The sequence below is a fragment of the Roseomonas haemaphysalidis genome (genome assembly GCF_017355405.1).
GTDB classification, from domain to species: domain Bacteria; phylum Pseudomonadota; class Alphaproteobacteria; order Acetobacterales; family Acetobacteraceae; genus Pseudoroseomonas; species Pseudoroseomonas haemaphysalidis.
Map to the genome: position 1 here is coordinate 3,316,239 of NZ_CP061177.1, position 26,110 is coordinate 3,342,348.

General features: G+C 68.9%; 24 protein-coding genes and 1 pseudogene. 13 read left to right on the top strand and 12 right to left on the bottom strand.

From position 1 onward, the window contains the following. Positions 1 to 120: 120 nt before the first annotated feature. Genes IAI59_RS15455 through IAI59_RS15465 form a run of 3 tightly spaced genes read left to right on the top strand, consistent with a single transcriptional unit; the run spans position 121 to position 3,524 of the window. Positions 121 to 1,452, top strand: coding sequence for a glycosyltransferase family 4 protein (locus IAI59_RS15455; protein WP_207418958.1), 1,332 nt, complete (start codon positions 121 to 123; stop codon positions 1,450 to 1,452). After that, positions 1,445 to 2,611 (top strand): acyltransferase family protein, encoded by a 1,167-nt coding sequence (locus IAI59_RS15460; RefSeq protein ID WP_207418957.1) that lies wholly within the window; start codon positions 1,445 to 1,447, stop codon positions 2,609 to 2,611. The genes IAI59_RS15455 and IAI59_RS15460 overlap by 8 nt, the downstream gene beginning before the upstream one ends. 28 nt (positions 2,612 to 2,639) lie before the next feature. Further along, on the top strand, positions 2,640 to 3,524 hold the full coding sequence (locus IAI59_RS15465; protein ID WP_207418956.1) for a hypothetical protein: 885 nt from the start codon (positions 2,640 to 2,642) through the stop codon (positions 3,522 to 3,524). On the opposite strand, the gene IAI59_RS15470 is transcribed toward IAI59_RS15465, so the two are convergent. The 4 genes from IAI59_RS15470 to IAI59_RS15485 form a co-directional block, all read right to left on the bottom strand. After that, on the bottom strand, positions 3,493 to 4,008 hold the full coding sequence (locus tag IAI59_RS15470; RefSeq protein ID WP_207419053.1) for a GNAT family N-acetyltransferase: 516 nt from the start codon (positions 4,006 to 4,008) through the stop codon (positions 3,493 to 3,495). The genes IAI59_RS15465 and IAI59_RS15470 overlap by 32 nt on opposite strands. Positions 4,009 to 4,069: 61 nt before the next feature. Continuing rightward, the gene (gene rpoD / locus IAI59_RS15475; protein ID WP_207418955.1) at positions 4,070 to 5,998 is read right to left on the bottom strand and encodes an RNA polymerase sigma factor RpoD; all 1,929 of its coding nucleotides are present in this window, start codon (positions 5,996 to 5,998) and stop codon (positions 4,070 to 4,072) included. 200 nt (positions 5,999 to 6,198) lie between these two features. Further along, entirely contained in the window at positions 6,199 to 8,058 is a 1,860-nt protein-coding gene (gene dnaG / locus IAI59_RS15480) for a DNA primase (RefSeq protein ID WP_207418954.1), read from the bottom strand. Positions 8,059 to 8,224: 166 nt separating this feature from the next. Beyond that, positions 8,225 to 8,683 carry a GatB/YqeY domain-containing protein gene (locus tag IAI59_RS15485; protein ID WP_207418953.1) on the bottom strand — a complete coding sequence of 153 codons (459 nt, stop codon included), beginning with the start codon at positions 8,681 to 8,683 and terminating at the stop codon, positions 8,225 to 8,227. 119 nt (positions 8,684 to 8,802) lie between these two features. Between IAI59_RS15485 and carA the strand changes: the two genes are divergently transcribed. The 5 genes from carA to IAI59_RS15510 all read left to right on the top strand — a co-directional run bounded on the left by carA (position 8,803) and on the right by IAI59_RS15510 (position 16,066). Beyond that, complete coding sequence (gene carA / locus IAI59_RS15490) at positions 8,803 to 10,185, top strand: glutamine-hydrolyzing carbamoyl-phosphate synthase small subunit (protein WP_207418952.1); 1,383 nt, start codon at positions 8,803 to 8,805, stop codon at positions 10,183 to 10,185. Then, positions 10,182 to 10,955 (top strand): SDR family NAD(P)-dependent oxidoreductase, encoded by a 774-nt coding sequence (locus tag IAI59_RS15495; RefSeq protein WP_237180901.1) that lies wholly within the window; start codon positions 10,182 to 10,184, stop codon positions 10,953 to 10,955. Before carA ends, IAI59_RS15495 begins: the two co-directional genes overlap by 4 nt. A gap of 31 nt (positions 10,956 to 10,986) precedes the next feature. Continuing rightward, positions 10,987 to 14,232 (top strand): carbamoyl-phosphate synthase large subunit, encoded by a 3,246-nt coding sequence (gene carB / locus IAI59_RS15500; RefSeq protein WP_207418951.1) that lies wholly within the window; start codon positions 10,987 to 10,989, stop codon positions 14,230 to 14,232. Positions 14,233 to 14,363: 131 nt separating this feature from the next. Further along, positions 14,364 to 14,837, top strand: coding sequence for a transcription elongation factor GreA (gene greA, locus IAI59_RS15505; RefSeq protein WP_207418950.1), 474 nt, complete (start codon positions 14,364 to 14,366; stop codon positions 14,835 to 14,837). Continuing rightward, on the top strand, positions 14,837 to 16,066 hold the full coding sequence (locus IAI59_RS15510; RefSeq protein WP_237180899.1) for a threonine ammonia-lyase: 1,230 nt from the start codon (positions 14,837 to 14,839) through the stop codon (positions 16,064 to 16,066). The genes greA and IAI59_RS15510 overlap by 1 nt, the downstream gene beginning before the upstream one ends. Positions 16,067 to 16,085: 19 nt before the next feature. On the opposite strand, the gene IAI59_RS15515 is transcribed toward IAI59_RS15510, so the two are convergent. Continuing rightward, positions 16,086 to 16,556, bottom strand: coding sequence for an Lrp/AsnC family transcriptional regulator (locus IAI59_RS15515; protein WP_207418949.1), 471 nt, complete (start codon positions 16,554 to 16,556; stop codon positions 16,086 to 16,088). 140 nt (positions 16,557 to 16,696) lie between these two features. Between IAI59_RS15515 and trxB the strand changes: the two genes are divergently transcribed. The 3 genes from trxB (at position 16,697) to IAI59_RS15530 (ending at position 18,885) form a co-directional block, all read left to right on the top strand. After that, positions 16,697 to 17,686, top strand: coding sequence for a thioredoxin-disulfide reductase (gene trxB / locus IAI59_RS15520; RefSeq protein WP_207418948.1), 990 nt, complete (start codon positions 16,697 to 16,699; stop codon positions 17,684 to 17,686). A gap of 6 nt (positions 17,687 to 17,692) precedes the next feature. After that, complete coding sequence (locus IAI59_RS15525; RefSeq protein ID WP_207418947.1) at positions 17,693 to 18,589, top strand: LysR family transcriptional regulator; 897 nt, start codon at positions 17,693 to 17,695, stop codon at positions 18,587 to 18,589. A gap of 146 nt (positions 18,590 to 18,735) precedes the next feature. After that, entirely contained in the window at positions 18,736 to 18,885 is a 150-nt protein-coding gene (locus IAI59_RS15530; protein WP_207418946.1) for a NepR family anti-sigma factor, read from the top strand. A gap of 107 nt (positions 18,886 to 18,992) precedes the next feature. Here IAI59_RS15530 and IAI59_RS15535 read toward each other — a convergent pair whose 3' ends face one another. After that, positions 18,993 to 19,232 carry a DUF2188 domain-containing protein gene (locus IAI59_RS15535; RefSeq protein WP_207418945.1) on the bottom strand — a complete coding sequence of 80 codons (240 nt, stop codon included), beginning with the start codon at positions 19,230 to 19,232 and terminating at the stop codon, positions 18,993 to 18,995. Between the two features lie 100 nt (positions 19,233 to 19,332). On the opposite strand from IAI59_RS15535, the gene IAI59_RS15540 reads away from it, so the two are divergent. Together IAI59_RS15540 and IAI59_RS15545 are read left to right on the top strand one after the other, a co-directional pair. Then, the gene (locus IAI59_RS15540) at positions 19,333 to 19,659 is read left to right on the top strand and encodes a multidrug DMT transporter permease (protein WP_207418944.1); all 327 of its coding nucleotides are present in this window, start codon (positions 19,333 to 19,335) and stop codon (positions 19,657 to 19,659) included. A 9-nt stretch (positions 19,660 to 19,668) separates the two neighbouring features. Beyond that, positions 19,669 to 20,553 carry an alpha/beta fold hydrolase gene (locus IAI59_RS15545; RefSeq protein WP_207418943.1) on the top strand — a complete coding sequence of 295 codons (885 nt, stop codon included), beginning with the start codon at positions 19,669 to 19,671 and terminating at the stop codon, positions 20,551 to 20,553. A gap of 5 nt (positions 20,554 to 20,558) precedes the next feature. Here the strand turns inward: IAI59_RS15545 and IAI59_RS15550 are convergent, their stop codons facing one another. The 6 genes and pseudogenes from IAI59_RS15550 to IAI59_RS15570 form a co-directional block, all read right to left on the bottom strand. Next, positions 20,559 to 21,146, bottom strand: a complete 588-nt coding sequence (locus tag IAI59_RS15550) for a type 1 glutamine amidotransferase domain-containing protein (protein WP_207418942.1) — start codon at positions 21,144 to 21,146, stop codon at positions 20,559 to 20,561. Between the two features lie 95 nt (positions 21,147 to 21,241). Continuing rightward, positions 21,242 to 22,237, bottom strand: a complete 996-nt coding sequence (locus IAI59_RS15555) for a GNAT family N-acetyltransferase (protein WP_207418941.1) — start codon at positions 22,235 to 22,237, stop codon at positions 21,242 to 21,244. Beyond that, complete coding sequence (locus IAI59_RS15560; RefSeq protein WP_237180912.1) at positions 22,234 to 23,436, bottom strand: pyridoxal phosphate-dependent aminotransferase; 1,203 nt, start codon at positions 23,434 to 23,436, stop codon at positions 22,234 to 22,236. The genes IAI59_RS15555 and IAI59_RS15560 overlap by 4 nt, the downstream gene beginning before the upstream one ends. Before the next feature lie 66 nt (positions 23,437 to 23,502). Next, positions 23,503 to 23,889, bottom strand: a pseudogene (locus IAI59_RS23070) (GNAT family N-acetyltransferase); the annotation flags it as partial. Position 23,890: 1 nt separating this feature from the next. After that, positions 23,891 to 25,093 carry a pyridoxal phosphate-dependent aminotransferase gene (locus tag IAI59_RS15565; RefSeq protein WP_207418939.1) on the bottom strand — a complete coding sequence of 401 codons (1,203 nt, stop codon included), beginning with the start codon at positions 25,091 to 25,093 and terminating at the stop codon, positions 23,891 to 23,893. Positions 25,094 to 25,180: 87 nt separating this feature from the next. After that, positions 25,181 to 25,990 carry a DUF2189 domain-containing protein gene (locus tag IAI59_RS15570; protein WP_207418938.1) on the bottom strand — a complete coding sequence of 270 codons (810 nt, stop codon included), beginning with the start codon at positions 25,988 to 25,990 and terminating at the stop codon, positions 25,181 to 25,183. Positions 25,991 to 26,110 lie beyond the last annotated feature (120 nt).

A 26,110-nucleotide genomic window follows, 5' to 3' on the forward strand; every position in this document is an offset into this window, starting at 1 on the left:
ACCGTAAGCGCGCTTAACGCTTGCCGCTAAGTACCCGTAAAGGCTAGATTATGCTGCATCGCACGCGGTGCAAATCGATCCTGCTCAGGACGTAAACACCTTTCGCGGGAGTTTAGATAGGTGCCGAACAACCGGGTCTTGCTGATTGCCAGCAACTTTCCCCCCGTCCTGGGCGGGTCGGCGTCCGTCTACATGAACTTGGCGAGCTGCGCCCCGGACGACATTCTGATCCTGGCGCCCAGCCACAATTACCTGGACGACACGCCGATCGATGGCTGGCGGGAGCATGACCGCCAGGCCCCCTACCACGTCAGCCGCCTGCCCCTGCTGCGCACGCTGATGACGCCGCGCCCGCCCGGCGCCGCCGCGCGCATCGGCTTTCTGCTGGCCGACCTTGCACTGCGCGCCCGCGTGCTGGCGCGGGTGCTGGGCCTGGTGGCCTTTCGCGGCGTGCGCACCGTCTGCATCGGCGAACTGCTGGCGATGGGCTGGCTGGCCCGCCTGCTGCAGTTCGTGCCCGGCGTGTCCACCGCCGTCTATGTGCATGGCGAGGAGATCACCACCGCCGATTCCTACGACCCGCGGCACCTGCGGGCGCGGCAGGCCATGCAGCACAGCGACGTCACCATCGTCGTCAGCTCCTTTACCCTGGAAGCGGTCAGGGCGTTGCTGGGCCCGGAGCACCGCAAGCCCGTCGTCATGATCCAGAACGGCGTGAACACCCACGTCTTCCGAGCTGCCGGCAAGCCGGAACGGCTGGTGGCCCGGCACGGGCTGGAAGGCCGCTTCACCTTTCTGTCCGTGTGCCGGCTTGTGGAGAAAAAAGGCATCGACAACGCCATCCGCGCTTTTCGCGGCGTGGCGGCGGTGCATCCCGAGGCACGCTTTGTGGTGGTCGGCTGGGGTGAGTTCGAGGCCCGCCTGCGTGAGATCGCGGCTGAGGAGGGCCTGGACGAGCGGGTTATCTTCGCCGGGCGCGTGGCGGACGAGGACCTGGCTGATTACTACCGCCTGGGCGATGTCTTCGTGATGCCCAACCGCCGCATGCCGGACGGCGACACCGAGGGTTTCGGGCTGGTGTTCCTGGAAGCCAACCGCTGCGGCCTGCCGGTGGTGGCGGGCCGCGACGGCGGCAGCACGGATGCGGTACAGGACGGGTTGAACGGGCTGGTGGTGGACGGCCATTCCGTGCCCGCCATCGCCACCGCCATGCGCGCCCTGGCCGAGGACCCCGCCTTGTATGACCGGCTGCGCGACGGCGGGCTAAAGCGCTCGGCCGAGGCTGGCTGGGAAGGCAAGGCCCGTGCCTTTCTGGAAGCGCTGCGCCCCGCCGGCCGGACGCCGCGCTTCAACATGACGGCACTGGCGCTGAGCCTGCCCTTGCTGGTGCTGGCGCTGCCCTACTTGCTGCTGCTGCGGTTGAACGGCGCGGCGCACCCCCCCGATGCCTGATCTGACGCCATCGTCCAAACCGCACTTCGCTTATATCGACTGCCTGCGCGGCTATGCCGTGCTGCTGGTGATTGGCTGTCACCTTGTGTACAGCTTCCCGGAGTTGCCCAACCCGGTGCGGCGCCTGATGGTCACCGGCTGGTTCGGTGTGCAGTTGTTCTTCCTGGCCAGCAGCCTGACGCTGCTGATGTCCTGGCACAGCGAATTGCGGCGCAACGGCCGCGTCAGCCTCCGGGCATTTGCCCTGCGGCGGTTCTGGCGCATCGCGCCCGCCTATTATGCGGCAGGCCTGCTGTATTATCTGGTCCAGCCACCGGCGCTCGGCTTCGACGGCTTGCAGGTGTTGCGCACGGCGATCTTCGTCAATGCCTGGCACCCGGCCTGGCTTACCGTGCCCGAGGCCTGGTACGTGGTACCGGGCGGCTGGAGCATCAGCGTCGAATTCGCCTTTTACGCCGTGTTTCCGCTGTTCGCGGCACTGGTCACCAGCCTGGGCCGGGCCTGGCTGGCGTTGCTCGCTTGCCTCGGCATCGGCGTCGTCGCCAATCTGATGGCAGAGCAGGCCTTTGCCGGAAGCTACGCGCCGGCTGCCATCGAAAACTTCCTGTTCTTCTGGTTTCCCAATCAGCTCAGCATCTTCGCCCTCGGCGGCGTGCTGTTCTTCACCTTACGCAATCAACCACGGCTGATGGGTTGGGTGGAGCGGCACAGCACGGCGCTGGCGCTGGGTGCCATCGTCGCGTTTTGCCTGATCGCCTACCTGCCATGGCTGGGCAAGTACCTCGGCGCCATGCCGTGGCTGCCGGCGGGCCATGTGGCCAGCCTGCCCCTGGCCGTGTTCGCTTTGGCCCTGTCCCGCCATCGCGGCCTACTGGTCAACCGCGCCGCTGCGGCCATGGGTGCGGTGAGCTTCAGCGCCTACCTGCTGCATTTCGCGGTGCTGCACGTTGTTGGACTGCTGCCGGGGCTGTTCATGACGCGCTCCGCCGGCGTCGCCGCCATTGCCGCCTACGGCCTCAGCTTCGTCGCCTGCGTGGCGCTGACCTTCCTGCTGTCCAAGCTGTCCTACCACTTGATCGAGCAGCCGGGGGTGGCGCTGGGCAAGCGGCTGATCGCCCGCCTGCGCCCTAGCCGCGTGGTTGCCACACCGGTAGGCTGATCGGCAGCCAAGCAAAGGGCGAATGCGGATGAGGTTGCTGAAACCCGAGCGGAACATCGTGCTCGCCCAGTCGGCCGATTCCGAGAACTATTTCGCGATGCTGCGCAGCACGGCGCGTATCAACCAGATGTTCTGCCAGCGGCAGGACATCGAATACATCTGCCACCACGGCATCATCCGTGGCTTCCACCCCTGGCAGGCCTGCTACAACCGTATCTTTCTCTTGAGCAATCTGATCGATCTGGGCTTCACCGGTTGGTACATCCACCTGGACGCCGACGCCTGGGTTCACAATATCGGCTTCGACATCCGGAGCTACGTGGCGGCGCAGTCCGGCCATTCCATGATCTTCGCCGACAGCTGGAACCGCGCGCCGTGGGACGTCAACGACGGCATCTTCCTGGCGCATTGCGGGCACCCGGATACCCAGGAGATCGTCCGCCGCTGGCGGGCCGGCGCCGAGGCGATGGATGAAGCCACCCTGCGCGCCGCCCGCCACTGGTATGACAACGACACTCCCGGCGACCAGGAGCTGCTGCACCGCGTGCTGCGCGCCGACGATGCCCGGCTGATGGCACACGTGCGGCATGAGCCGATCCAGTTCATGAACACGCCGAGCTCGGATGTCTTCCGCCAGTTGCTGCGCGTGCAGCAGACCGACCCGGTGAAGCGGCTGGAGCATATCCAGCACCGCGTCGCCATCGCGATGGTCCGCCAGGACCTGCCGAACGAGGACCCGGTGGCGCATTACTGCAACTTGGCGCGCACCCTTGGCCTTCCGCTGCCGCGCGAGGCCGATGGGCTGGCGGAGATCGTGGCCGACCGCAGCTCGCTGGTGAACCACCTGCTGAGCGTGCTGCGGGAACTGCGGCCTGCGCCGCCTAGCCCGCCCGCAGGCGCTCCGGCACGCTGAGGCCGAGCCGCACCGGCACTGGCCAGATCTCGCGCACGCGCCGCGTTTCGGTGAAGCCGGCGGCGCGGTAGTTGGGCAACGCGCGGGGGTGGTCGGCGGTGCAGGTGTTGACCGTCAGCTGACGGGTACCGCGGGTCCAGCCCTCGTCGACCGCGTGGCGCAGAAAGGCGGTGCCCATGCCCTGCCCCACCGCATGCGGCAGCAGCCCGAAATAGGCGATGTTGGTGTGGCCGCCGCCTCGCCTCTCCAGCTCGTAGAAACCGGCCGGCGCGCCGCCACGGTACAGCACGTGGATGGATACGGCCGGGTCGGCCAGCACGGCGGCGATCTCGGCATCGCTGGCGGTGCGGCGCAGCCACCACACGTAGTCCTGCCCCACCGTGTTGTAGAGGTAGCGGTAGAACGCCACCGTGGGCGCCGCGACCACGGAAACCCGCGCATCCTCGAGCAGCAGTGCCGGCGGCGTGGCGGGCGGCAGGTCCATGCGCAGAAAGGTGACGTCCACCGCCACGCGCACCGCCGGCTCCACCAGGGACAGCTTCACCTCAGTTGTCCAGGAACGACCGCAGCTTGCGCGAGCGGCTGGGGTGCTTGAGCTTGCGCAAGGCCTTGGCCTCGATCTGCCGGATACGCTCGCGCGTCACGTTGAACTGCTGGCCGACCTCTTCCAGCGTATGGTCGGTGTTCATGCCGATGCCGAAGCGCATGCGCAGCACCCGCTCCTCGCGCGGCGTCAGGGAGGACAGAACGCGGGTCGTCGCCTCGCGCAGGTTGGTCTGGATCGCCGCATCCAGCGGGATGATCGCGGCCTTGTCCTCGATGAAGTCGCCGAGGTGGCTGTCCTCCTCGTCGCCGATCGGCGTTTCGAGGGAGATCGGCTCCTTGGCGATCTTCAGGACCTTGCGGACCTTTTCCAGCGGCATGCCGAGCTTCTCGGCCAGTTCCTCCGGCTGCGGCTCGCGGCCGATCTCGTGCAGCATCTGGCGCGAGGTGCGGACCAGCTTGTTGATCGTCTCGATCATGTGGACCGGGATGCGGATGGTCCGCGCCTGGTCCGCGATAGAGCGGGTGATGGCCTGGCGGATCCACCACGTGGCGTAGGTCGAGAACTTGTAGCCGCGGCGGTACTCGAACTTATCGACCGCCTTCATCAGGCCGATATTGCCTTCCTGGATCAGGTCCAGGAACTGCAGGCCGCGGTTGGTGTATTTCTTGGCGATGGAGATCACGAGGCGCAGGTTCGCCTCGATCATCTCCTTCTTGGCCTGGGTCATGTCGCGCTCGCCGCGCGACACGGCGGCGTAGACCCGCTTGAACTCGCCCACCGGCAGGCCGGTCAGGGCGGCGGTCGCGCCGATCTGCGCGCGCACCGCCTCCGCCTCGTCGCGCGAGCGTTCCACGAAGCTCTTCCAGGCCTTGCCCGGCAGCGTGGCGATGCGGTCCATCCAGCCGGGGTCCACCTCGGCGCCGCGCCAATGGCTCAGGAAGTCGTCGCGCTTGACCTTGCTGGCCTCGGCCATGCGCAGCACCTGGCCCTCGAAGCCGGTGATGCGGCGGTTGAGGCCCTTGAGCTGGTCCACCAGCTCCTCGATGCGGTTGTTGTGGAGGTGCACCTTCTCCACCAGCAGCACCAGCTCCTGGCGCTGCTTCTCGTAGGACTGCTCGCTCTTGTCGGCTAGCCCGCCGCCGGCGGCATAGGCCTCCATGCGCTTGGCCTGCACCTTCTGCAGCTTGCCGTAGAGGCCCTCGATCTCCTCGAAGTTCGCCAGCGCCTCAGGCTTCAGCTTTTCTTCCAGGGCGGACAGGGACAGGCCCATGCCCTCGCCCTCCTCGCCGTCCTCGAACTCCTCCGCCTCGGCGGAAGGCGGCGGCACGTCGGGGCCATCGGCGGCGGCGGTCGCCTCCAGGTCGATCACGTCGCGCAGCAGCATGCGGCCATCCTTGATGGCCTCGTGCCAGGTCAGGATGGCCTTGAGCGTCAGCGGGCTTTCGCACAGCCCGCCGATCATGGCGTCGCGCCCGGCCTCGATCCGCTTGGCGATGGCGATCTCGCCCTCGCGCGACAGCAGCTCCACGCTGCCCATCTCGCGCAGGTACATGCGCACCGGGTCGTCGGTGCGGCCGAGGTTCTCCTCGTTGACGTTGCCGCCCTCGGATTCCTCTTCCTCGTCCTCCTCGGCGCCCTCGGCCTTGGCGGCGGGCTTGGCCGCCGCGCCCTCGCCGTCCTCGGACTCCTCGGATTCCACGAGGTTGATGCCCATGTCGCTGAGCATCGCCATGGTGTCCTCGATCAGCTCGGAGGACACCTGCTCGGTGGGCAGCGAGGCGTTGAACTCGTCATAGGTGACGTAGCCGCGTTCCTTGCCGCGGGCGACCAGCTTCTTGACGGCGGCCGACAGGGTATCGAGCAGGGCGCCTTCCACCGCTTCATCGCGGGTCTCGACCGTCTCGGTGCCGCCTGCCGCCTTTGCCATGCCGTCGCTCCGTCAGATGCCGCCGCGCCTGCCACCCGAGGCCACCGCCGCCGAAAATTGCGGTGGGTGGCGCATCGTCCTGGTCCCGGACCAGCCGGGCATCGCACACCACTGCTTGGCGCATAACCGCCCGCCCCCCCGCAGCACAAGAGCCGGCAGGGCGTAAAGCGGGCGCTGTCACGGCCGGGTCACAGCCGCCGCTACAGGGCGCCGGCGGGCTCCGCGTCGTCGTCGTCCATGTCGCCGCGGCGCTGCGCCATCAGCGCCTCCATCAACCGCAGCATGCGGTTCTGCGACGGGGCGTCGTTGGCCGCGATCCAGTCCCGCTGCGCCGCCTCGAAGTCCTCGCGCAAGGCGTCCTCGCCCCGCAGAAAGCCGAAGAAGTGCCACCACGCGCGCGACACCTCGGCCGGCTGCGCGTCCGGCGCGCCCAGCCGCGTGCCGGCGCCGCCCGGCGCCAGCGCCCAGCCCAGCGGGCCCGGCGCCGTGTCGGCGAGGTAGGCCTGCAAGGCGGCGGCTTCCAGCGTTTCGGACTGCGAGAACCAGCCGAGGATGCCGGCGCACAGCGCTGCCTCCTCGCTGTCCGGCGGCAGCTCCAGCTGGTGCAGCGCTTCCTCTACCTCCGGCAGCAGCCAGGGGTGGCCCAGCGTGATGGCCAGCAGGCAGCGCGCCCGCTCCCGCGCCGCCTGGGTGTTGTCGATGCCGGGCGCCGGCAGGTTCAGTGCCGGTGGGCCGGCGCGGCCACCCTTCTTCCAGGCACCGCCCTGGTTGGGCACGAAGGCCCGCTGTTCGCGTGGCCGGCGGCCGGATTCATAAAAGCGGTCGATCAGCAGGCGGCGGTATTCGGCGCCCAGCGCCTTGTCGGCGATCTGCGCGGACGCGTCTTCCAGGGCATGCTTCAGGGCCGCGCGGGCCTCGGGCGTGGCGCCGGGGTGGCGGGCGGCCAGCATGTCGAACAGCACGCCGGACAACGGCTTGGCACTGTCCAGCAGGGCCTGGAACGCCCCCGGCCCGCCTTTCTTGACCAGCGAATCGGGGTCCTCCCCCGCCGGCAGCGCCACGAAGGCCAGCATCCGCTCGGTGGAGATCAGCGGCAGCGCCAGCTCGGCGGAACGCGCGGCGGCGCGGGTCCCGGCGCCGTCGCCGTCGAAGCACAGCACCGGCTCGGGCACCATGCGCCACAGCTCGGTCAGCTGCTCCTCGGTCAGCGCCGTGCCGAGCGGGGCGACGGCGCCACCGAACCCCGCCTGGTGCAGGGCGATGACGTCCATGTAGCCCTCGGCCACCACCACACGCGCCTTCTGCTTGAAGGCGGCATCGCGGGCCAGGTCGATGCCGTAGAGGTTGCGCCGCTTGGAAAACAGCGGCGTTTCCGGCCCATTGACGTATTTCGGCTGCCCGTCGCCCAGCACCCGCCCGCCAAAGGACACCAGCCGCCCGCGCCGGTCGCGGATCGGGAACATCACGCGGTTGAAGAACAGGTCGGCCGGCGGGGAGTCGCCCTCCCCTTCCCGCATCAGCCCGGCTTCCACCAGCTGCCGCGTTTCGATGCCCAGCGGCTTCAGGTCGGCCGCCAGGGCGCCGCGGCCGCCGCCCGACCAGCCCAGGCCGAAGCGGCGGATGGTGTCCTCGCTCAGCCCACGCTTCAGCAGGTAATCCAGCCCGGCCCGCCCTTCCGGCAGGCGCAGCCGGCGCTGGAAAGCTTCCGCGGCGGCTTCCAGGACGGCATGCAGGTCGCGCTGCTCGGCCTCGCGCTTGGCCTGCTGCGGCGTGGCCTTGGGGACATCGAGCCCCGCCTCGTTGGCCAGACGTTCCACGGCCTCGGGAAAGGAGGCGCCCTCGGCCTGCATGACAAAGGCGATGGCATCGCCATGCGCGCCGCAGCCGAAGCAGTGGAAGTGGTCGTCATAGATATAGAAGGAGGGCGTCTTTTCCCCATGGAAGGGGCAGCAGGCCTTCCACTGGCGGCCAGAGCGCGTGACCTTGGTCTTGCGGCCGATCAGCGCCGGCAAGGGGGTGCGGGCGCGCAGCTCGTCGAGGAAATTGGGGGGGAGCGCCATGAGATGCTCTTAAAGGAAAGGCCGGGGGGAATGAATTCCCCCCGGACCCCCCATCTTTTTCTCTGGGTCGGGCAGGAGGCGCCACCGGCGCCGTCACGCCGCACCGACAATGAATCAAGAAGAAGATGGGGTCCGGGGGTTCTTTCCCCGGCCTTGCTTGCCGCCTTCAGGCGCCCAGCTTCGCCTTCACCAGCGGGCCGGCCTTGGCCATGTCCATGGTGGCCGCGTGCTTGGCGCGGAGTTCCGCCATCACCTTGCCCATGTCCTTGATGCTGGCGGCGCCTGTGGTGGCCACGGCCTCGTCCACCGCCGCCTGCAATGCGGCGTCGTCCATCTGCTGCGGCAGGAAGCCCTCGATCACCGCGATCTCGGCCTCCTCCTTCTCCGCCAGCTCGGGGCGGTTGCCCTTCTGGTACATCTCGACGCTTTCGCGGCGCGACTTGACCATGCCGCGCAGCATGGAGACGATCTGCTCCTCCGGCACCTGCTCCACGCCGGTCGGGCGGGCTGCGATGTCGGTGTCCTTCAGCTTGGCCATGACCATGCGGATAGTGGAGGTGCGTGCGGCGGTGCCGGCCTTCATTGAGGCCTTCATCTCGTCCATGAAGCGGGTGCGCAGGGTCATGAGGGGCTCTCCTTGATCGGTGCGCTGCATATAGGTGGCGCGGGCGCCGGGAACAAACTTCCCAGGCGTCGCGTGATCCCGGCGTTGCACTGGGAACGGAATTCCCACATAACGGGTCTATGCGGTCCGTCGAAGACATCCTGAGCCTGATCGGTGGCGCCGACGCCGCCGCGCAGAAGTGCGGCATCGGCACCGAGGCCGTGCGCAAATGGCGCCAGTCCCGCGCCATCCCGCCCAAGCACTGGCCGGCCATCATCGCCGCCACCGGCCTGACCCTGGCGGATATGCCGATCGGCACCACTGCCCCTACCCTGACCGAAGCGGAGAGCCCCATGCAGGCCGATACCCAAGAGCAGCCCCCCGCCGGCGCCACCGCCGCCCTGGTGCTGGGCGACGGCAGCGTGTTCTGGGGCATCGGCTTCGGCGCGCGCACCAGCAGTGTCGGCGAGATCTGCTTCAACACCGGCATGACGGGGTATCAGGAAACGCTGACCGACCCGTCCTATGCCGGGCAGATCATCACCTTCACCTTTCCGCATATCGGCAACGTCGGCGCCAACCCCGAGGACAGCGAGAGCATCACCCCCGCCGCGCGCGGGCTGGTGGTGAAGCTGGATATCACCGAACCCGCCAATTACCGCGCCACGCGCCACCTGGACGACTGGTTGAAGAGCTACGGCATCCCGGGCATCGCCGGCATCGACACCCGCGCGCTGACGCTGCGCATCCGCGACGGCGGCGCGCCCAACGGCGTGCTGGCCTTTCCGGCGGACGGGAAGTTCGACCTCGCCGCCCTGCGCGCCCAGGCCGCCGGCTGGCCGGGGCTGGAAGGCATGGACCTGGCCAAGGACGTGTCCTGCCGCCAGTCCTATAACTGGACCGAGGGGCTGTGGTCCTGGGGCACGGGCCACGACAAGGCACCGGCCAGGAAGCACAAGGTCGTGGCCGTCGATTACGGCGCCAAGCAGAACATCCTGCGCTGCCTGGCGGACGCCGGCTGCGACGTGACCGTGGTGCCCGCCACCGCGACGGCCGAGGACATCCTGTCGCACAACCCGGATGGCGTGTTCCTGTCCAACGGCCCCGGCGACCCGGCGGCGACCGGCACCTACGCCGTGCCCGCCATCCAGGGCGTGCTGGCGGCCGAGAAGCCGGTCTTCGGCATCTGCCTGGGCCACCAGCTGCTGGCGCTGGCGCTGGGCGCCAAGACCTACAAGCTCGAGCGCGGCCACCGCGGCGCCAACCAGCCGGTGCAGGACATGGCGACCGGCAAGGTGGAGATCACCTCGCAGAACCACGGCTTCGCGGTGGACGACGCCAGCCTGCCGGAGGGCGTGACCGTGACCCACCGCTCGCTGTTCGACGGTTCCAACGAGGGCATCGCCGCCGTGAACAAGCGGGCGTTCTCCGTGCAGTACCACCCCGAGGCCAGCCCGGGGCCGAGCGACAGCCACTACCTGTTCCACCGTTTCGTCGAGATGATCGAGAAGCAGAAGGCATGACCAGCATGGTTCCCTCGGGCATGTTCGACCTCAGCGGGCGCGTGGCGGTGGTGACCGGCGGCAATGGCGGCATCGGGCTCGGCATGGCGCGCGGGCTGGCGGCGGCCGGCGCCTGGGTCGCCGTGGTCGGCCGCAATGCCGAGAAGAACAAGGCCGCCGTGGCGGAGCTGGGCGAGGACAGCTTCGCCATCCAGGCCGACCTGACCGAGAAGGACGCCGCCGACCGCGTGATCGCGCAGGTGGTGGAACAGGCCGGCGGCATCGACATCCTGGTCAACAATGCCGGCACCAATATCCGCCGCCTGCCGCAGGACGTGACGGACGAGGATTGGCACGCCGTGATGGATGCCAACCTCACCAGCGCCATGCGGATGAGCCGCGCGGCCTATCCGCACCTCAAGGCGAACGGGCGCGGGCGCGTCATCTCCATCGGCTCGATGATGTCGATCTTCGGCCTGCCGCTCTCGCCCGCCTACGGCGCCAGCAAGGGCGGCATCGTGCAGTACACGCGCTCCCTTGCGGTCGCCTGGGGTCCGGACGGCATCACCGCCAACGCCATCCTGCCCGGCTGGATCGAGACGGAACTGACCGCCGGCGCCAAGCGCGACATCCCCGACCTGAACGACCGCGTGCTCGCCCGCACGCCGCAGAAGCGCTGGGGCAACCCCGGCGACTTCGCCGGCATCGCGGCCTTCCTGGCCAGCGACGCCGCCGCCTTTGTCACCGGCACCGCCATCCCCGTGGATGGCGGCCTGTCGGTGCACGGCTGAACTTCCTCTCCAGACCTGAGGCCCCTCCCCGATGCCGAAGCGTACAGACATCAAGTCCATCCTGATCATCGGGGCCGGCCCCATCGTCATCGGCCAGGCCTGCGAGTTCGACTATTCCGGCGCGCAGGCCTGCAAGGCGCTGCGGGCGGAGGGCTACCGGGTGATCCTGGTGAACTCCAACCCCGCCACCATCATGACCGACCCCGGCCTGGCCGACGCCACCTACATCGAGCCGATCACGGTGGAGATGGTCGAGAAGATCATCGCCAAGGAACGCCCCGACGCACTGCTGCCGACCATGGGCGGCCAGACCGCGCTGAACACGTCTCTTAAATTGGCCGAGGCGGGTGTTCTCGCGAAGTACGGCTGCGAGCTGATCGGCGCCAAGGCCGAGGTGATCGACAAGGCCGAGGACCGGCTGAAGTTCCGCGATGCCATGACCAAGATCGGCATCGAGAGCCCGCGTTCCCACATCGCCCACACGATGGAGGAAGCGCGCGCGGGCCTGGAGCAGGTGAAGCTGCCCTGCGTCATCCGCCCGAGCTTCACGCTGGGCGGCACGGGCGGCGGCATCGCCTACAACAAGCAGGAATTCGAGGAGATCGTGGCCGCCGGCCTCTCGGCCTCGATGACCAGCGAGGTGCTGATCGAGGAATCCGTGCTGGGCTGGAAGGAGTTCGAGATGGAGGTGGTCCGCGACAGCGCGGACAACTGCATCATCGTCTGCTCCATCGAGAACCTCGACCCGATGGGCGTGCACACGGGTGACTCCGTGACGGTGGCGCCCGCGCTGACGCTGACCGACAAGGAATACCAGCGCATGCGCGATGCCTCCATCGCGTGCCTGCGCGAGATCGGCGTCGATACCGGCGGCTCCAACGTCCAGTTCGGCATCAACCCCGCCGATGGCCGCATGGTGGTCATCGAGATGAACCCGCGCGTGTCGCGCTCCTCGGCGCTGGCGTCCAAGGCCACCGGCTTCCCGATCGCCAAGATCGCCGCCAAGCTGGCCGTCGGCTACACGCTGGACGAGCTGAAGAACGACATCACCATGGTGACGCCGGCCGCCTTTGAGCCGACCATCGACTATGTTGTCGTCAAGATTCCCCGCTTCACCTTCGAGAAGTTCCCCGGCACGCCGGCGACGCTGACCACCTCGATGAAGTCGGTGGGCGAGGCGATGGCCATCGGCCGCTCCTTCAACGAGGCGCTGCAGAAGGGCCTGCGCTCGCTGGAAACCGGGCTCTCGGGCCTGGACGACATCGCGCAGCCGGGCGACGGCTCCAAGGAAGCGCATATCGCGTCCCTCGCGACGCCCAAGCCCGACCGCGTGCTGGACGTGGCCCAGGCCTTCCGCGCCGGCCTCTCGGTCGAGGAGATCCACGGCGCCTGCAAGTTCGAGCCCTGGTTCCTGCGCGAGATCGAGAAGATCGTGCTGGCCGAGAATGCCGTGCGCGCGCAGGGCCTGCCGGCGGATGCCACCGGCTTCCGCCGCCTGAAGGCGATGGGCTTCGCCGACAAGCGCCTGGCCGCCCTGGTCGGCAAGACGGAAGCCGAGGTGGCGGCGCTGCGCCAGAAGCTGGCGGTGCTGCCGGTCTACAAGCGCATCGACACCTGTGCCGGCGAGTTCGCGTCCGACACGCCCTACATGTACTCGACCTACGAGGGCGGCTTCGGCACGCCGGAGTGCGAAAGCCGGCCGACGGACAAGAAGAAGGTCATCATCCTCGGCGGCGGCCCCAACCGCATCGGCCAGGGCATCGAGTTCGACTATTGCTGCGTCCATGCCTGCTACGCGCTGCGCGACGCGGGCTTCGAGACCATCATGGTCAACTGCAATCCCGAAACGGTGTCCACCGACTACGACACCTCCGACCGCCTGTATTTCGAGCCGCTGACGGCCGAGGACGTGATCGCGCTGATCCGCAAGGAGCAGCAGAGCGGCGAGGTGCTGGGCTGCATCGTGCAGTATGGCGGCCAGACCCCGCTGAAGCTGAGCCAGGCGCTGCACAAGGCGGGCATCCCCATCCTGGGCACCTCGGCCGAGGCCATCGACATCGCCGAGGACCGCGAGCGCTTCCAGCAGCTGCTGAAGGGCCTCGGCCTGAAGCAGCCGCAGAACGGCATCGTCCGCACCCTGGAGGAAGCCACCGTCGAGGCCGAGCGCATCGGCTACCCCGTGGTGGTGCGCCCCTCCTACGTGCTGGGCGGCCGCGCCATGGAGATCGCCTACAACAAGGAGCAGCTGCTGCGCTTCGGCAAGGAGGCCGTGAAGGTCTCGGGCGAGAACCCGATCCTGATCGACCAGTACCTGCAGGACGCCATCGAGGTGGACGTGGACTGCATCGCCGACGAGGCGGGCAACGTCTATGTCGCGGGCGTGATGGAGCACATCGAGGAAGCCGGCATCCATTCCGGCGACAGCGCCTGCTCCCTGCCGCCCTACTCGCTCTCGCCCGCCATCATCACCGAGCTGAAGGCCGAGACGGAGGCGATGGCCAAGGCCCTGAAGGTCAAGGGCCTGATGAACGTGCAGTACGCGGTCAAGGACGGCGAGATCTTCGTGCTGGAGGTCAACCCGCGTGCCTCCCGCACCGTGCCCTTCGTCGCCAAGGCGACCGGCGTGGCGGTAGCCAAGATCGGCGCCCGCGTGATGGCCGGCGCCAAGCTGTCCGAGTTCAAGCTGGATGACGAGGCGATCAGCCGCCACGTGGCGGTCAAGGAAGCGGTCTTCCCCTTCAACCGCTTCCCGAATGTCGACGTCATCCTTGGTCCCGAGATGAAGTCCACCGGCGAGGTGATGGGCCTCGACGCGTCTTTCGAGCGGGCCTTCGCCAAGGCGCAGCTCGGCGCCGGCGTGAAGCTGCCGGAAGCGGGTGGCGCCTTTATCTCGGTCAAGGACAGCGACAAGAACGCCGTCGTCCAGCTCGGCCGCCGGCTGACCGAGATGGGCTTCAGCCTGCTCGCCACCCGCGGCACCGCCACCCGCCTGCGCGAGGCGGGGCTGGAGGTCGGCGTGGTCAACAAGGTGATGGAAGGCCGGCCGCATTGCGTGGACGCCATCCGCAATGGCGAAATCCAGCTGGTGATCAACACCACCGGCTCCGGCCGCGCCGTGACGGACAGCTTCGACATCCGGCGCGGCGCGCTGACCACGGGGGTGCCGCACTACACCACCATGGCCGGCGCCCGGGCCGCGGTGCACGCCATCGCGGCCCTGAAGGCCGGCACCCTTGATGTGGCGCCCGTGCAGGCTTACTTTCCCCCTTCGTTCTGAACGGGTGGGGCCGCTTTCCCGGCAGGGGAAGCGGCCCTCGCCTCCTTGATGATCCACCCTCCCCCACCGGAGGCGCCGGCCGTGGCCGGTGCCGCTTGTGGGGAATCGCGTATGTGCAGGAAGGGTTAGCCGTGCAGAAGTTCCCGATGACCGCCGAAGGTCACGCCCGGCTCGAAGAGGAGCTGCGCCAGCTGAAGGCGGAAGAGCGCCCCGCCGTGATCCGGGCGATCGCCGAGGCCCGCGCGCATGGCGACCTCTCCGAGAACGCCGAGTACCACGCGGCGCGCGAGCGGCAGTCCTTTATCGAGGGCCGCATCGCGGAGCTCGAAACCATCGTGCCCGCCAGCGAGATCATCGACGTCTCGAAGTTCTCCGGCGATCAGGTGAAGTTCGGCGCCTATGTCACGATTATCGACGACGAGACGGAGGAGGAGAAGTCCTACCGCATCGTCGGTGCCTATGAGGCGGACATGAAGAACGGCTCCGTTTCCATGTCCTCGCCGCTGGCGCGCGCGCTGATCGGCAAGTCGGTGGGCGACACGGTGGAGGTGCCGGCGCCCGGCGGGGCGCGGGCCTACGAGATCGCCAAGGTACGCTTCCGCTGATGCCGGTCGCCGCCCCGTTCGACCTGCCCGTGATCGGGCTGGCCGAAGTCCGGGCGGCCGCCGCCCGCATTCAGGGCGCCGTGCTGCGGACGCCGACCATCCCCTGCCACGCCGTGGGGCGGGCGGTCGGCGCCGAGGTCTGGCTGAAGCTGGACAATCTGCAGGCCACCGGCGCCTTCAAGGAACGCGGCGCCGCCAACCGCCTGGCGCTGCTTTCGGCGCGGGAAAAGGCGGCCGGCGTGGTGGCCATGTCCGCCGGCAACCATGCCCAGGCCGTGGCCCGGCATGCCAGCCTGCTGGGCATCCTGGCCACCATCGTCATGCCGCGCTTCACGCCGTCGACCAAGGTGGTGCGCACGGAAAGCTGGGGCGCCCGCGTGGTGCTGCATGGCGAAACGCTGGCCGAAGCCGCGGCGCATGCCCATGAGCTGGCGCTGCGCGAGGGCTTGACCTTTATCCACCCCTATGACGACCCCGGCGTCATCGCCGGCCAGGGCACCATGGCGCTGGAGATGGTCGAGGATGTGCCGGAACTGCAGGCGCTGGTCTTTCCGGTCGGCGGCGGCGGCCTGCTGGCCGGCTGCGCCGTGGCGCTGGCGGAGCTGAGCCCCGCTACCAAGGTCTATGGCGTCGAGGTCGAGGGCTATCCCGCCATGGCGCAGCGCCTGGCCGGGCAGCCGGTGTCCGTCGGCGGCCCCACCATCGCCGAGGGCATCGCGGTGCGCGACGTGGGGGAAACGCCGCATGCCCTGCTGAAGCGCCTGGGGATCGAGGTGCTGGTGGTGCCGGAGCGCGCGGTGGAACAGGGCATCGCCCTGTTGGCCGAGGGCGCCAAGGTGGTGGCCGAGGGCGCGGGCGCCGCCGGCGTCGCCGCGCTGCTGGCGCATCCGCAGCGCTTCGCGGGCCGGCGGGTGGCGACCCCCGTCTGCGGCGGCAACATCGACGCCCGCGCGCTGTCCAATGTGTTGCTGCGCCAGTTGCTGCGGGATGGCCGCATCATGCGGCTGCATTTCGACATCCCGGACCGGCCCGGCGTGCTGTCCGACATCTCCCGGCGCATCGCCGATGCCGGCGGCAACGTCATCGAGGTCAAGCACCAGCAGCTGTTCGGCGCGCCCACGGTGCAGTCCACCGAGCTGGAGCTGATGGTGGAGGTGCGCGACGCCGCCCAGGGCAATGCCATAATCGCCGCCATGGAAGCGGCGCAGTACCGGGTGCGGCGGGGCTAGGAACCCCGCCCCGCCGCCCTCAGAGTGGCACCCCCGGCACCTGCTTGGCCGTGTGGATCGTCTGCAGGGTCTGCACGCGGGACACGCTGGCATGCGAGGTCAGGCGCTGCGTCAACTGGTTCTCATGTGCCGTGTCGCGCGCCACCAGCCGCACCAGGAAGTCGCCGCCGCCGCGGATCATGTGGCATTCGCGGACCTCGGCCCAGGTCTTCACCTCGTCCTGGAAGGCTTCCAGCACCGCCTGCTTCTGGCTGTCCAGCCCGACCAGGGCGAAGAAGGTGATCTCCCAGCCCAGCGCCACCGGGTCCACCTCGGCATGGTAGCCCTTGATGATGCCGGCCTCCTCCAGCCGCCGCACCCGCCGCAGGCAGGGCGGCGCCGAGAGTTCCACGCGTCGCGCCAGTTCCACATTGGTCATGCGGCCGTCGGACTGCAGCTCCGCCAGAATCTGGCGGTCGACGGCATCAAGGTTGTCGATAGAGTCGGGCATTCATTGAACCGTTCGTTGCTCGCGCCGCTTGTGGGACGCAATATCCTTGCATAGGCCCGCCTATTCAAGGCATCCGGGTTGCGGTGCACGCCGAACTTGCCGATATCTTGTGCTTCGCGAGCCTTTCCAGGACCCAGACCTTGCCCGAACTGCACCGTACCCGCCTGCTGATCCTCGGCGCCGGCCCCGCCGGTTACACGGCCGCGATCTATGCCGCGCGCGCCGGGCTGGAGCCCCTGGTCGTCGCCGGCATGCAGCCCGGCGGACAGCTGACCATCACCACCGAGGTGGAAAACTTCCCCGGCTTTGCCGCCCCCATCCAGGGCCCGTGGCTGATGGAGCAGATGCGCGAGCAGGCCGAGCATGTCGGCGCCCGCATCCAGTACGACTTGATCACCTCCGTCGATTTCTCGCAGCGGCCGTTCCGCGCCACCGCCGACTCGGGCGATACCTTTGAAGCCGAGACGGTGGTGATCGCCACCGGCGCGCAGGCCCGCTGGCTCGGCATCCCGGGCGAGAAGGAGCTGTCCGGCTTCGGCGTGTCCGCCTGCGCCACCTGCGACGGCTTTTTCTACCGCGGCAAGGACGTGGCGGTGATCGGCGGCGGCAACTCGGCGGTGGAGGAAGCCCTCTACCTGTCCAACCTCGCCAAGTCGGTGACGCTGATCCACCGCCGCGACACGCTGCGGGCCGAGCGCATCCTGCAGCAGCGCCTGCTGGCCAAGTCCAACGTGTCGGTGCGCTGGAACAGCATTCCCGAGGAGGTACTGGCCGAGACCGGCGGCCGCACCCCCGTGGCACGCGGCCTGCGCCTGCGCGATGCCAAGACCGGCGAGGTGAGCGAGCTGGCGGTGGAGGGCGTGTTCGTCGCCATCGGGCATTCGCCCGCCACCGGCCTGTTCGCGGGGCAACTGGCGATGGATGCGGAGGGCTACCTGGTGACCGACCCTGATTCGACGCGCACGAGCGTGGAAGGCGTCTATGCCGCCGGCGATGTGCAGGACCGGGTGTTCCGGCAGGCGATCACCGCGGCCGGCACCGGCTGCATGGCGGCGCTGGAAGCCGAGAAGTTCCTGACCCTGCACGAGGCGGACCAGTCGCAAGCCGCCTCCCAAGCGCACGCGGCCTGACCGGCCATGCCGCTGGATTGGGACAAGCTCCGCGTTTTCCATGCCGTCGCCGAGGCCGGCTCCTTTACCCATGCGGGTGAGTCGCTGAACCTCAGCCAGTCCGCCGTGTCCCGCCAGATTCAGGCGCTGGAAGAGGCGTTGCAGGTGCCGTTGTTTCACCGGCACGCGCGCGGCCTGATCCTGACAGAGCAGGGCGAAAGCCTGAACCGGACGGTGCGGGAGGTCTTCGCCAAGCTGGCGATGACCGAGGCGCTGCTGACCGAAAGCCGCGAGCGCGCGGCGGGCCGCCTGAAGGTGACCACCACCACGGGCTTCGGCGCGACTTGGCTGGCGCCGCGGCTGCGCAAGTTCATGACGCTGAACCCGGACGTGACGGTCACGCTGCTGCTGGACGATTCCGACCTGGACCTCGCGATGCGCGAGGCGGATGTCGCCATCCGCATGCATCCGCCCAAGCAGCCGGACCTGATCCAGCGGCATATCGCGACCTTCGGCTACAAGATCGTCGGCTCCCCGGATTACCTGAAGGGTGCCGGCATGCCGCAGCGACCGGAGGATCTCGATACCCACCGGTTGATCGTCTACGGCGATTACCGGCCGCCGGTGGAAAGCATCAACTGGCTGGTGGAGGCCGGGCGCCGCGCCGGCAGCCCGCGCCGCGCGGCGGTGGAGGTCAACAGCCTGCCCGCCATCCTGTATGCCGTGCGCGCCGGGCTGGGGCTGGCCGCCATGCCGGATTACATGAACCAGGAGTTGGGCGACCTGACGGCGGTGCTGACCGACCTGAAGTCACCCCGCATCGATGCCTATTTTGTGTACCCGGAGGAAATGCGTCATTCCAAGCGCGTCGGCGTGTTCCGCGACTTCCTGGTGAGCGAGCTGGCGGCGTTGAACGCCGGCTGAACTGTGCTTCGCGCGACACAGCGCAAAAGGCTGCGCTGCGTTGCGGAACTCCTGGCGCCTTGCTGTGTTGATGGAATGCAACATTCCAAGGGGCGTCACGGCGCTGTGACCCGATGCAGGCTCCAGGCAGGAAAGACGGTGAAGCTATGAAGCGTTATTCGAGGACGGCACCGGTCGAACAACGCGCCCTTGAGCAGTGGACCCAGCGCAATCTGAAGGACCGCTACGACGAGGCCCTGAAGGAGCCGGTGCCCGACGAGCTGCTGGCCTTGCTGCGGCAGTTTCCCAGCCACTGAACCATGGCGGGCCGCGTACTGGTCCCGCCACGTGACAACGGCCCGGCTTGCCATCGGCAAGCCGGGCCGTTGTCGTTTGTGCCCCCGGCACCGGGCCGGGGTGGCGCTTATTCCTCGACAGCGGTTTCCGGGCGGTCGTCGCCGCGCGCCGTTTCCGTATGCCAGGCACCCTTGCGGTCCTGGTATTCAATCACTTCGGTTTCGCTGCCCTGCTGCTGCTTGGCGGCGGCGCTGCGGGCCGCCGCGGCGGCGGCGTCGTGGCTGGGAAAGGATTCGGAGAACACGTCCCCCACCCTGTAGGCCCAGCCGCCGTCGTGCTCGACGACATGGTAGACAACTTTGGTCATGGATCTTCCCTTCGCGTGATGCGGATGGAACGGAAGGCGACCCGCGGGGGTTTCCGCCGCAGGCTTGGCAAGTCCCGCGGCAAAGGCTACCGCAAGCGGCATGGATCCCTTTCTGCCCGCCCTGATCCTGCTGTCCGGGGCCGCCTTCATCCATTCCCGCTCCAACGTGCCGGAGCTGCGCCCGGAGTCCGAGGCGGCCGATACCGTCTGGAAATATCTGGCGCTGCTGGCGCTGTGGCTGTGGATGGGGTTGCTGGTGTGGGGTCTGGTGATGCGGCCCTGGACCCAGGTGGCGATCGGCTTCGTGCTGTCGCTGGCCTTCAACCTGCTGCTGGCGCTGCGTGGCCCTCGCCCGGCTTGGCCGGGACTGTCCATGGTCAGCGCGGTGCTGGGCATCGGTGCCGGCCTGTACACCCTCTTGCTGTAGGAGGCGCGCGTGTTCTTCCCAAGCTTCACGCTGGACCATCGCGAGGTTTCCGGCCAGGCGCTGCGCCTGCGCCGGGGTGGCGAAGGCCCTCCCCTGCTGCTGCTGCACGGCAACCCGCAGACCCATGCGATGTGGCACAAGGTGGCGCCGCAGCTGGCGCGGCACCACACCGTCATCTGCCCTGACCTGCGCGGCTACGGCCTGTCCGGCAAGCCGCCGGCGAGCGCCAGCCACCTCGCCTACAGCAAGCGCGCCATGGCGGCCGACATGCTGGAACTGATGCGGCAGCTCGGCTTTCCCCGGTTCGGCGTGGTCAGCCACGACCGGGGGGCGCGCGTGGCGCACCGGCTGGCGCTGGATGCGCCGGACGCGGTGGAACGGCTGGCGGTGATGGACATCGTGCCCACGCTGGAACACTTCGAGCGCACCGACATGGCCTTCGCCATGGGCTACTACCACTGGTTCTTTCTGGCCCAGCCGCATGACCGGCCGGAGCGGATGATCCTGCGCGACATCGAGGACTGGTTCGACCTGCACACCGGGCGCGAGCCCAAGGATGCGACCTTCTTCCACCCCGAGGCACGCGCAGACTACCTGGCCGCCTTGCGTGCACCCGGCACCGTGACGGCGATCTGCGAGGACTACCGCGCCGCCGCCACGATTGACCTGGAACACGACCGTGCCAGCCGCGCGGCCAGGCAACGCGTGCAGTGCCCGCTGCTGGTGCTGTGGGGCGGCAAGGGCCGCATCGGCGAATGGTACGACCCGCTGGCGCTGTGGGGCCAGTACGCGGCAGGCCCGGTGTCTGGCCAGCCGGTGCCGAGCGGCCATTACCTGGCCGAGGAAGCCCCAGACGCCGTTCTGGCGGCGCTGGAACCCTTCCTCGGCCAGTGAGGCGGTCAGGCCGCGCGGCGGTCGCCGTGGTTGCCCTCGGCGATTTCCTCGACGATCTTCGCCACAAAGGCATCGAGGTCGGCGGGGGAGCGGCTGGTGACGATGCCCTTGTCCGTCGCCACTTCCTGGTCCACCCAGTTGGCGCCGGCGTTCTTCATGTCCGTCTTGATGGAGCTGAAGGAGGTCAGGGTGCGGCCCTTGGCCAGCCCGGCCTCGGCCAGCAGCCAGGGGCCGTGGCAGATGGCGGCGACCACCTTGCCCTGCGCCGCGAAGTCCTGCACCAGCTTCACGGCCTGCGGCTCGGTGCGCAGCTTGTCCGGGTTGATCTGGCCGCCGGGCAGCACGATGGCGTCGTAGCCCTCGGCCTTGGCCTCGGCCAGCTTGCGGTCCACCTTCACCAGCTTGCCCCAGCCGGGCTTCTCGGCCTCGCCATCCCAGGCGGTGATCTGGCCAGGCTCCATGGTCTTCTCGGGGGACACCACCTCGACCGTGGCGCCCTTGGCGCGCAGCTGCTCCACCGGCACCAGCAACTCGGACTGCTCGAAGCCGTCGGTCGCCAGCACCAGGATACGGGCCTGTCGGATGTCGGTCATGTTGCTGTCCTCAAACATGTTGATGGGATCAGCGACAAAACGACGGGCGTGCTGCGCGGTTGCTTCGGGTCAGGGCAGCGCGCCGCGCAGGCCGGCTACAGCGGCTTGAAGAACAGCACCGTGTCGTGCAGCGCGCCGGTGCCATCCGTCGCGAAGCCGGGGATGCGCCCGGCTTCGCGCCAGCCCAGCTCGCGGTACAGCGCCTCGCCGGCATGTCCGGCGCGGGTGTCGAGCGTCAGCAGCGTGCGGCCGATGCCACGTGCCGCCTGTTCCGCCCGCTGCATCAGGGCGCGGCCGGTGCCGGCGCGGCGGAACTCGGGGTGCACCAGAAGCTTGGCCAGCTCCGCGCGGTGGCGTTGGTTGGGTGGCGTGTCCAGGTCCAGCTGCACCGTGCCGGCCATGCGGCCATCCACCCAGGCCACCAGCAGCAGCCGCTTGCCCATCGCCACGTCGCCCGACACGCGGCGCCAGAAGGCGCGCGCGGTTTCCACCGGCAAGGGCGGCAGAAAGGACACGGCGGCGCCATCATCCACGCAGGCCACCAGGATCTCCGCCAGCCGCCGCTCGGCGGAAGCGGCGGCGGCGGCGTCCAGCGCTTCCACCACCACGCCATGCGCCGGCTTGGCGTAGCGGAACTCCAGCGACTTGGAGATGTCGTCCAGGATGCGGATGGAGCCGGCGCGCACGTAGCCGCGCTTCTCGTAGAAGCGGTGCGCGGCGTCGAAGCGCGTGTCGGTCCACAGCACCAGCCGCTCGGCGCCCTCGGCCATGGCATGTGCCTCGGCGCCGCCCAGCAGCCGGTGCGCGAGGCCCGTGCCACGCTGCGACTTTTCCACGTACATCTTGCAGATTTCCCAGGCGTGGTCGGAGCCCAGCGGCCGCGTCGCCACCATGCCGACGATGCGCCCGCCCTCCTCCGCCACCCAGACCCTGCCGCCCGCCTTGCCGAAGTAGCTGTGCAGGGCACGCAGTTCCGGCACCTCGCCATCCACGTCGAGAATGCAGTTGGGGTACTCGGCCCAGGCGTCGCCGATCAGGCGGATGTAGCCGGCCTCGTCCTCGTCCCGCCCGTCGCGGATGATGGCGGTCACGACAGGCTGCCGCAGAAGTCCCGGATGCGCGCGCAGGCCTCGCGCAGGCTTGCCGTGTCGGTCGCGTAGGAGATGCGCAGGTAAGGGCTCATGCCATAGGCGGCACCATGCACGGTGGCGACCAGCTTCTCCTCCAGCAGGGCGAGCGCGAAGTCGGCATCCGTCTCGATACGCCGCCCGCCGGCGGTGGTCTTGCCCAGGCAGCCGGCGACGTTGGGATACACGTAGAAGGCGCCTTCCGGCTTGGCGCAGGTCAGGCCGGGCGCCTGGTTCAGCAGCTCCACCACCAGGTCGCGGCGGGCGCGGTACACCTCGGCGCGCTCGCGCACCAGCTCCTGCGGGCCGGTCAGCGCCGCCACCGCCGCGGCCTGGCTGATGGTGCTGACGCCGCTGGTCACCTGCCCCTGCATGTTGACCATGGCCTTGATCAACGCCTTGGGGCCGCCGGCATAGCCCAGCCGCCAGCCGGTCATCGCATAGGTCTTGGACACGCCGTTGACGGTGATGACGCGGTCCTTCAGGCGCGGCTCCACCTCGGCGATGGTGCAAAAGCCGAAGCCGTCGAACACCAAGTGCTCGTACATGTCGTCGGTCAGCACCCAGACGTCGGGGTGGCGCAGCATGACGTCGGCGATGGCCTGCATCTCCTCGCGCGAACAGGCGGCCCCGGTGGGGTTGTTCGGGAAGTTCAGCATCAGCATCTTGGTGCGCGGCGTGATGGCCGCTTCCAGGTCCTCGGGCCGCAGCTTGAAGCCGTTGTTCTGCGGGCAGTTCACGAAGGTCGGCGTGCCGCCGGCCAGCTTCACCATCTCGCCGTAGCTGGCCCAGTAGGGCACCGGGATCAGCACCTCGTCACCGGGGCTGACGGTCGCCAGCAGGGCGTTCATCAGCACCTGCTTGCCGCCGTTGCAGACGCAGATCTCGTCCAGCGCGTAGTCCAGGTTGTTTTCGCGCTTGAACTTGGCCTGGATCGCCTTCTTGAGGGGCACGCCGCCATCCTGGGCGGGGTACTTGGTGTCGCCCGCCAGCGCCGCCTGGTGCGCCGCCTCCACCGCGTGCGGCGGGGTGGGGAAGTCCGGCTCGCCCACGGCCAGGCTAATGACATCCTTGCCTTCCGCCTTCAGCACGCGGGCGCGCGAGCTCATCGCGACGATGGGCGAGACGGTGACATCCTTGAGGCGTTCGGCGAGGGCGGGCATCGGTCGGGTGGTCTCCGGAAGGGCGGGCAGGACGTAGAGCCAGTCATAGTCCTGCTCGGCGGCGCGGACAAAGCCGACGCGCTCGTAGAGCCGCGCGGCGGGGCTCTGCTTCAGGACTTCGAGATGCACCGGCAGACCGCTAGCCTCGGCCACCAGCGCGCGCAGGATGGCGCTGCCGAGGCCCTGACCCTGGGCGTGCGGCTCCAGGAAGAAGCCGTTGATCTCGACATGGCGGTCATGACGGCGGAAGCCGACGCAGCCCAGCATGGCGCCATCACGTTCGATCACGCGCATCCCGCCGGCCTCGAAGGCGCGGCGCGCGTTGCGCCGCCGCCGCTCCGGATCCCAGCGCCCAATCCGCTCAAGATGCGGCCGCAGGGTGCGGGCGGAGAGGTCGTGCAGCGCCTCGAAATCCGCTTCCGCCGCAGGGCGGAAGCGAACCCCGGTCAGCATGTCACTTCAGGCCGGCGCAGAAGCGCTGGATGCGCGTGCAGGCCTCGATCAGCGAGGCGTCGTCGGTCGCGTAGCTGATGCGGAAGTGGCCGGGGAACATGAAGGCCGAGCCGTGCACGGCGGCCACGCCCTCATCTTCCAGCAGCGCAGTGACGAACTGCTCGTCCGTGTCGATCTTCTTGCCCGAGGCGGCGGTCTTGCCCAGGCAGGCATGCACGGAGGGGAACACGTAGAAGGCGCCTTCCGGCACCAGGCAATGGATGCCCGCGGCCTTGTTCAGCAGGCCGACCACCAGGTCGCGCCGCTTCTCGTAGACCTGCCGCATCTGCTCCAGCTCCTCCTGCGGGCCGTTCAGCGCCTCGACGGCGGCGGCCTGGGAGATGGAGGAGGTGTTGGAGGTGGACTGGCCCTGCAGCTTGTCCATCGCCTTGATCAGCGCCACCGGCGCGCCGGCGAAGCCGATGCGCCAGCCGGTCATGGCCCAGGCTTTGGAGCAGCCGTTCATGGTGATGGTGCGCTCGCGCAGCCGCGGCTCCACCTCCACGATGGTCTTGGACTGGAAGCCGCCATAGACCAGCTTCTCGTAGATGTCGTCCGTGAAGACCCAGACATCCGGGTGGCGCAAGAGGACCTCGGCCAGCGCCTTCAGCTCGCTCTCGCTGTAGGCGGCGCCCGTGGGGTTGGACGGGTTGTTCAGGATGAACCACTTGGTCTTGGGCGTGATCGCGGCCTCGAGCTGCTCGGGCGTGATCTTGAAGCCCTGGTTCTGCCCGGCCGGCACGATCACCGACTTGCCTTCGGCCAGCGCCACGATATCCGGGTAGGACACCCAGCAGGGGGCGGGGATGATGGCCTCGTCGCCCGGGCCCATGGTGGCCAGCATGGCGTTGAAGATCACCTGCTTGCCACCGGTGGAAACCACGATCTCCTCCGGCTTGTAGTCGATGCCGTGCTCGCGCTTGAAGTAGCCCGCCGCCGCCTCGCGCAGCGCCTTGGTGCCGGCCACGTCGGTGTACTTGGTGTCACCCGCCTGGATGGCGCGGATCGCGGCGTCCTTGACGTTCTGCGGCGTGTCGAAGTCCGGCTCGCCGGCCGACAGGCTGATGATGTTCTTGCCCGCCGCCTTCAGCGCGCGAGCCTTCGCCGTGATGGCGATGGTCTGGGAAGGGGCGATGCGGTCGAGCCGCTCGGCGGTCAGGTTCATGGTGCGCGACAATCCGGAACGAAGGGCGCGCGGACCCTACCCCCCTGCCCGGCGCGCGACAACCCGCCGCGCGCCGGGCAGGCCCGCTCAGCGCGGGACCACCGCCCGGTACAGGTGCCACGTGGCGTGGCCCAGCACCGGCACCGCCACCGCCAGCCCGACGAACAGCGGGATGCTGCTCACCGCCAGGATGGCCGCCACCAGCGCGCCCCACAGCAGCATCGGCCCCGGGTTCAGCACCACCGCCCGCAACGAGGTACGGACCGCCGCCGCCATGCCCACCGGGCGGTCCAGCAGCAGGGGAAAGGACACCACCGTCAGCGCCAGCACCGTGGCGGCGAACAGCAGCCCGATGCCGTTGCCCAGCAGCATCAGCCGCCAGCCTTCCGGCGTGCGCAGCACCTGCCGCAGGAACTCGCCCGGCCCCGCCGCCACCGGCATGGCCACGAAGGTGCCGTCGAAGATGGCGCGGGCGGTGAACAGCCAGGCGACGAACACCGCCAGCAGCACCACGCCGAGTGCCAGGATGGAGGGCAGCGAGGGCGAATGCCGCACGTCAAAGGCATTCACCCAGGACGCCTGCTCCCCCCGCTCCCGCCGCCGGCTGATCTCGTAGACGCCCAGCGCCGCCACCGGCCCGACCAGCGCGAAGCCGGACAGCAGCGGCCAGACAATGGGCATCATGTCGCGCCCCGAGGCATAGCCCGCGGCCAGCAGGCCGATCACCGGGTAGATCACCGCCAGGAACACCAGCTGTGTGGGGTTTTCCCGGAAATCCCGCCAGCCGAGCGACAAGGCGCGCCACACGGCGGCGGTGTCGATCCGCCGCACGGCGGGCTCGCCGGTGGTGCCGAGCGGCACGGGCAGGCCACCATAGGAAGGGTTGTATCGGCTCATGTCGTTCCTCCTGCGCCCGCCCTGGGGGGCGCGATGCGATGGCGGAGGCCCGGAACCATGCTGTGCCGGAAGACAATCAGGCCAAGCAGCATCAGCCGGGTCGACCACGGGCGCAGTCTG

Coding starts and splice junctions, on each gene's coding strand:
- IAI59_RS15540 (WP_207418944.1), top strand. CDS start 19,333: ATGGATCCCTTTCTGCCCGCCCTGATCCTGCTGTCCGGGGCCGCCTTC.
- IAI59_RS15495 (WP_237180901.1), top strand. CDS start 10,182: ATGACCAGCATGGTTCCCTCGGGCATGTTCGACCTCAGCGGGCGCGTG.
- dnaG (WP_207418954.1), bottom strand. CDS start 8,058: ATGGCGCTCCCCCCCAATTTCCTCGACGAGCTGCGCGCCCGCACCCCC.
- IAI59_RS15460 (WP_207418957.1), top strand. CDS start 1,445: ATGCCTGATCTGACGCCATCGTCCAAACCGCACTTCGCTTATATCGAC.
- IAI59_RS15470 (WP_207419053.1), bottom strand. CDS start 4,008: ATGGACCTGCCGCCCGCCACGCCGCCGGCACTGCTGCTCGAGGATGCG.
- carB (WP_207418951.1), top strand. CDS start 10,987: ATGCCGAAGCGTACAGACATCAAGTCCATCCTGATCATCGGGGCCGGC.
- IAI59_RS15560 (WP_237180912.1), bottom strand. CDS start 23,436: ATGCCCGCCCTCGCCGAACGCCTCAAGGATGTCACCGTCTCGCCCATC.
- IAI59_RS15570 (WP_207418938.1), bottom strand. CDS start 25,990: ATGAGCCGATACAACCCTTCCTATGGTGGCCTGCCCGTGCCGCTCGGC.
- IAI59_RS15465 (WP_207418956.1), top strand. CDS start 2,640: ATGAGGTTGCTGAAACCCGAGCGGAACATCGTGCTCGCCCAGTCGGCC.
- IAI59_RS15510 (WP_237180899.1), top strand. CDS start 14,837: ATGCCGGTCGCCGCCCCGTTCGACCTGCCCGTGATCGGGCTGGCCGAA.
- IAI59_RS15525 (WP_207418947.1), top strand. CDS start 17,693: ATGCCGCTGGATTGGGACAAGCTCCGCGTTTTCCATGCCGTCGCCGAG.
- IAI59_RS15565 (WP_207418939.1), bottom strand. CDS start 25,093: ATGAACCTGACCGCCGAGCGGCTCGACCGCATCGCCCCTTCCCAGACC.
- carA (WP_207418952.1), top strand. CDS start 8,803: ATGCGGTCCGTCGAAGACATCCTGAGCCTGATCGGTGGCGCCGACGCC.
- IAI59_RS15535 (WP_207418945.1), bottom strand. CDS start 19,232: ATGACCAAAGTTGTCTACCATGTCGTCGAGCACGACGGCGGCTGGGCC.
- IAI59_RS15530 (WP_207418946.1), top strand. CDS start 18,736: ATGAAGCGTTATTCGAGGACGGCACCGGTCGAACAACGCGCCCTTGAG.
- IAI59_RS15550 (WP_207418942.1), bottom strand. CDS start 21,146: ATGACCGACATCCGACAGGCCCGTATCCTGGTGCTGGCGACCGACGGC.
- rpoD (WP_207418955.1), bottom strand. CDS start 5,998: ATGGCAAAGGCGGCAGGCGGCACCGAGACGGTCGAGACCCGCGATGAA.
- IAI59_RS15515 (WP_207418949.1), bottom strand. CDS start 16,556: ATGCCCGACTCTATCGACAACCTTGATGCCGTCGACCGCCAGATTCTG.
- IAI59_RS15485 (WP_207418953.1), bottom strand. CDS start 8,683: ATGACCCTGCGCACCCGCTTCATGGACGAGATGAAGGCCTCAATGAAG.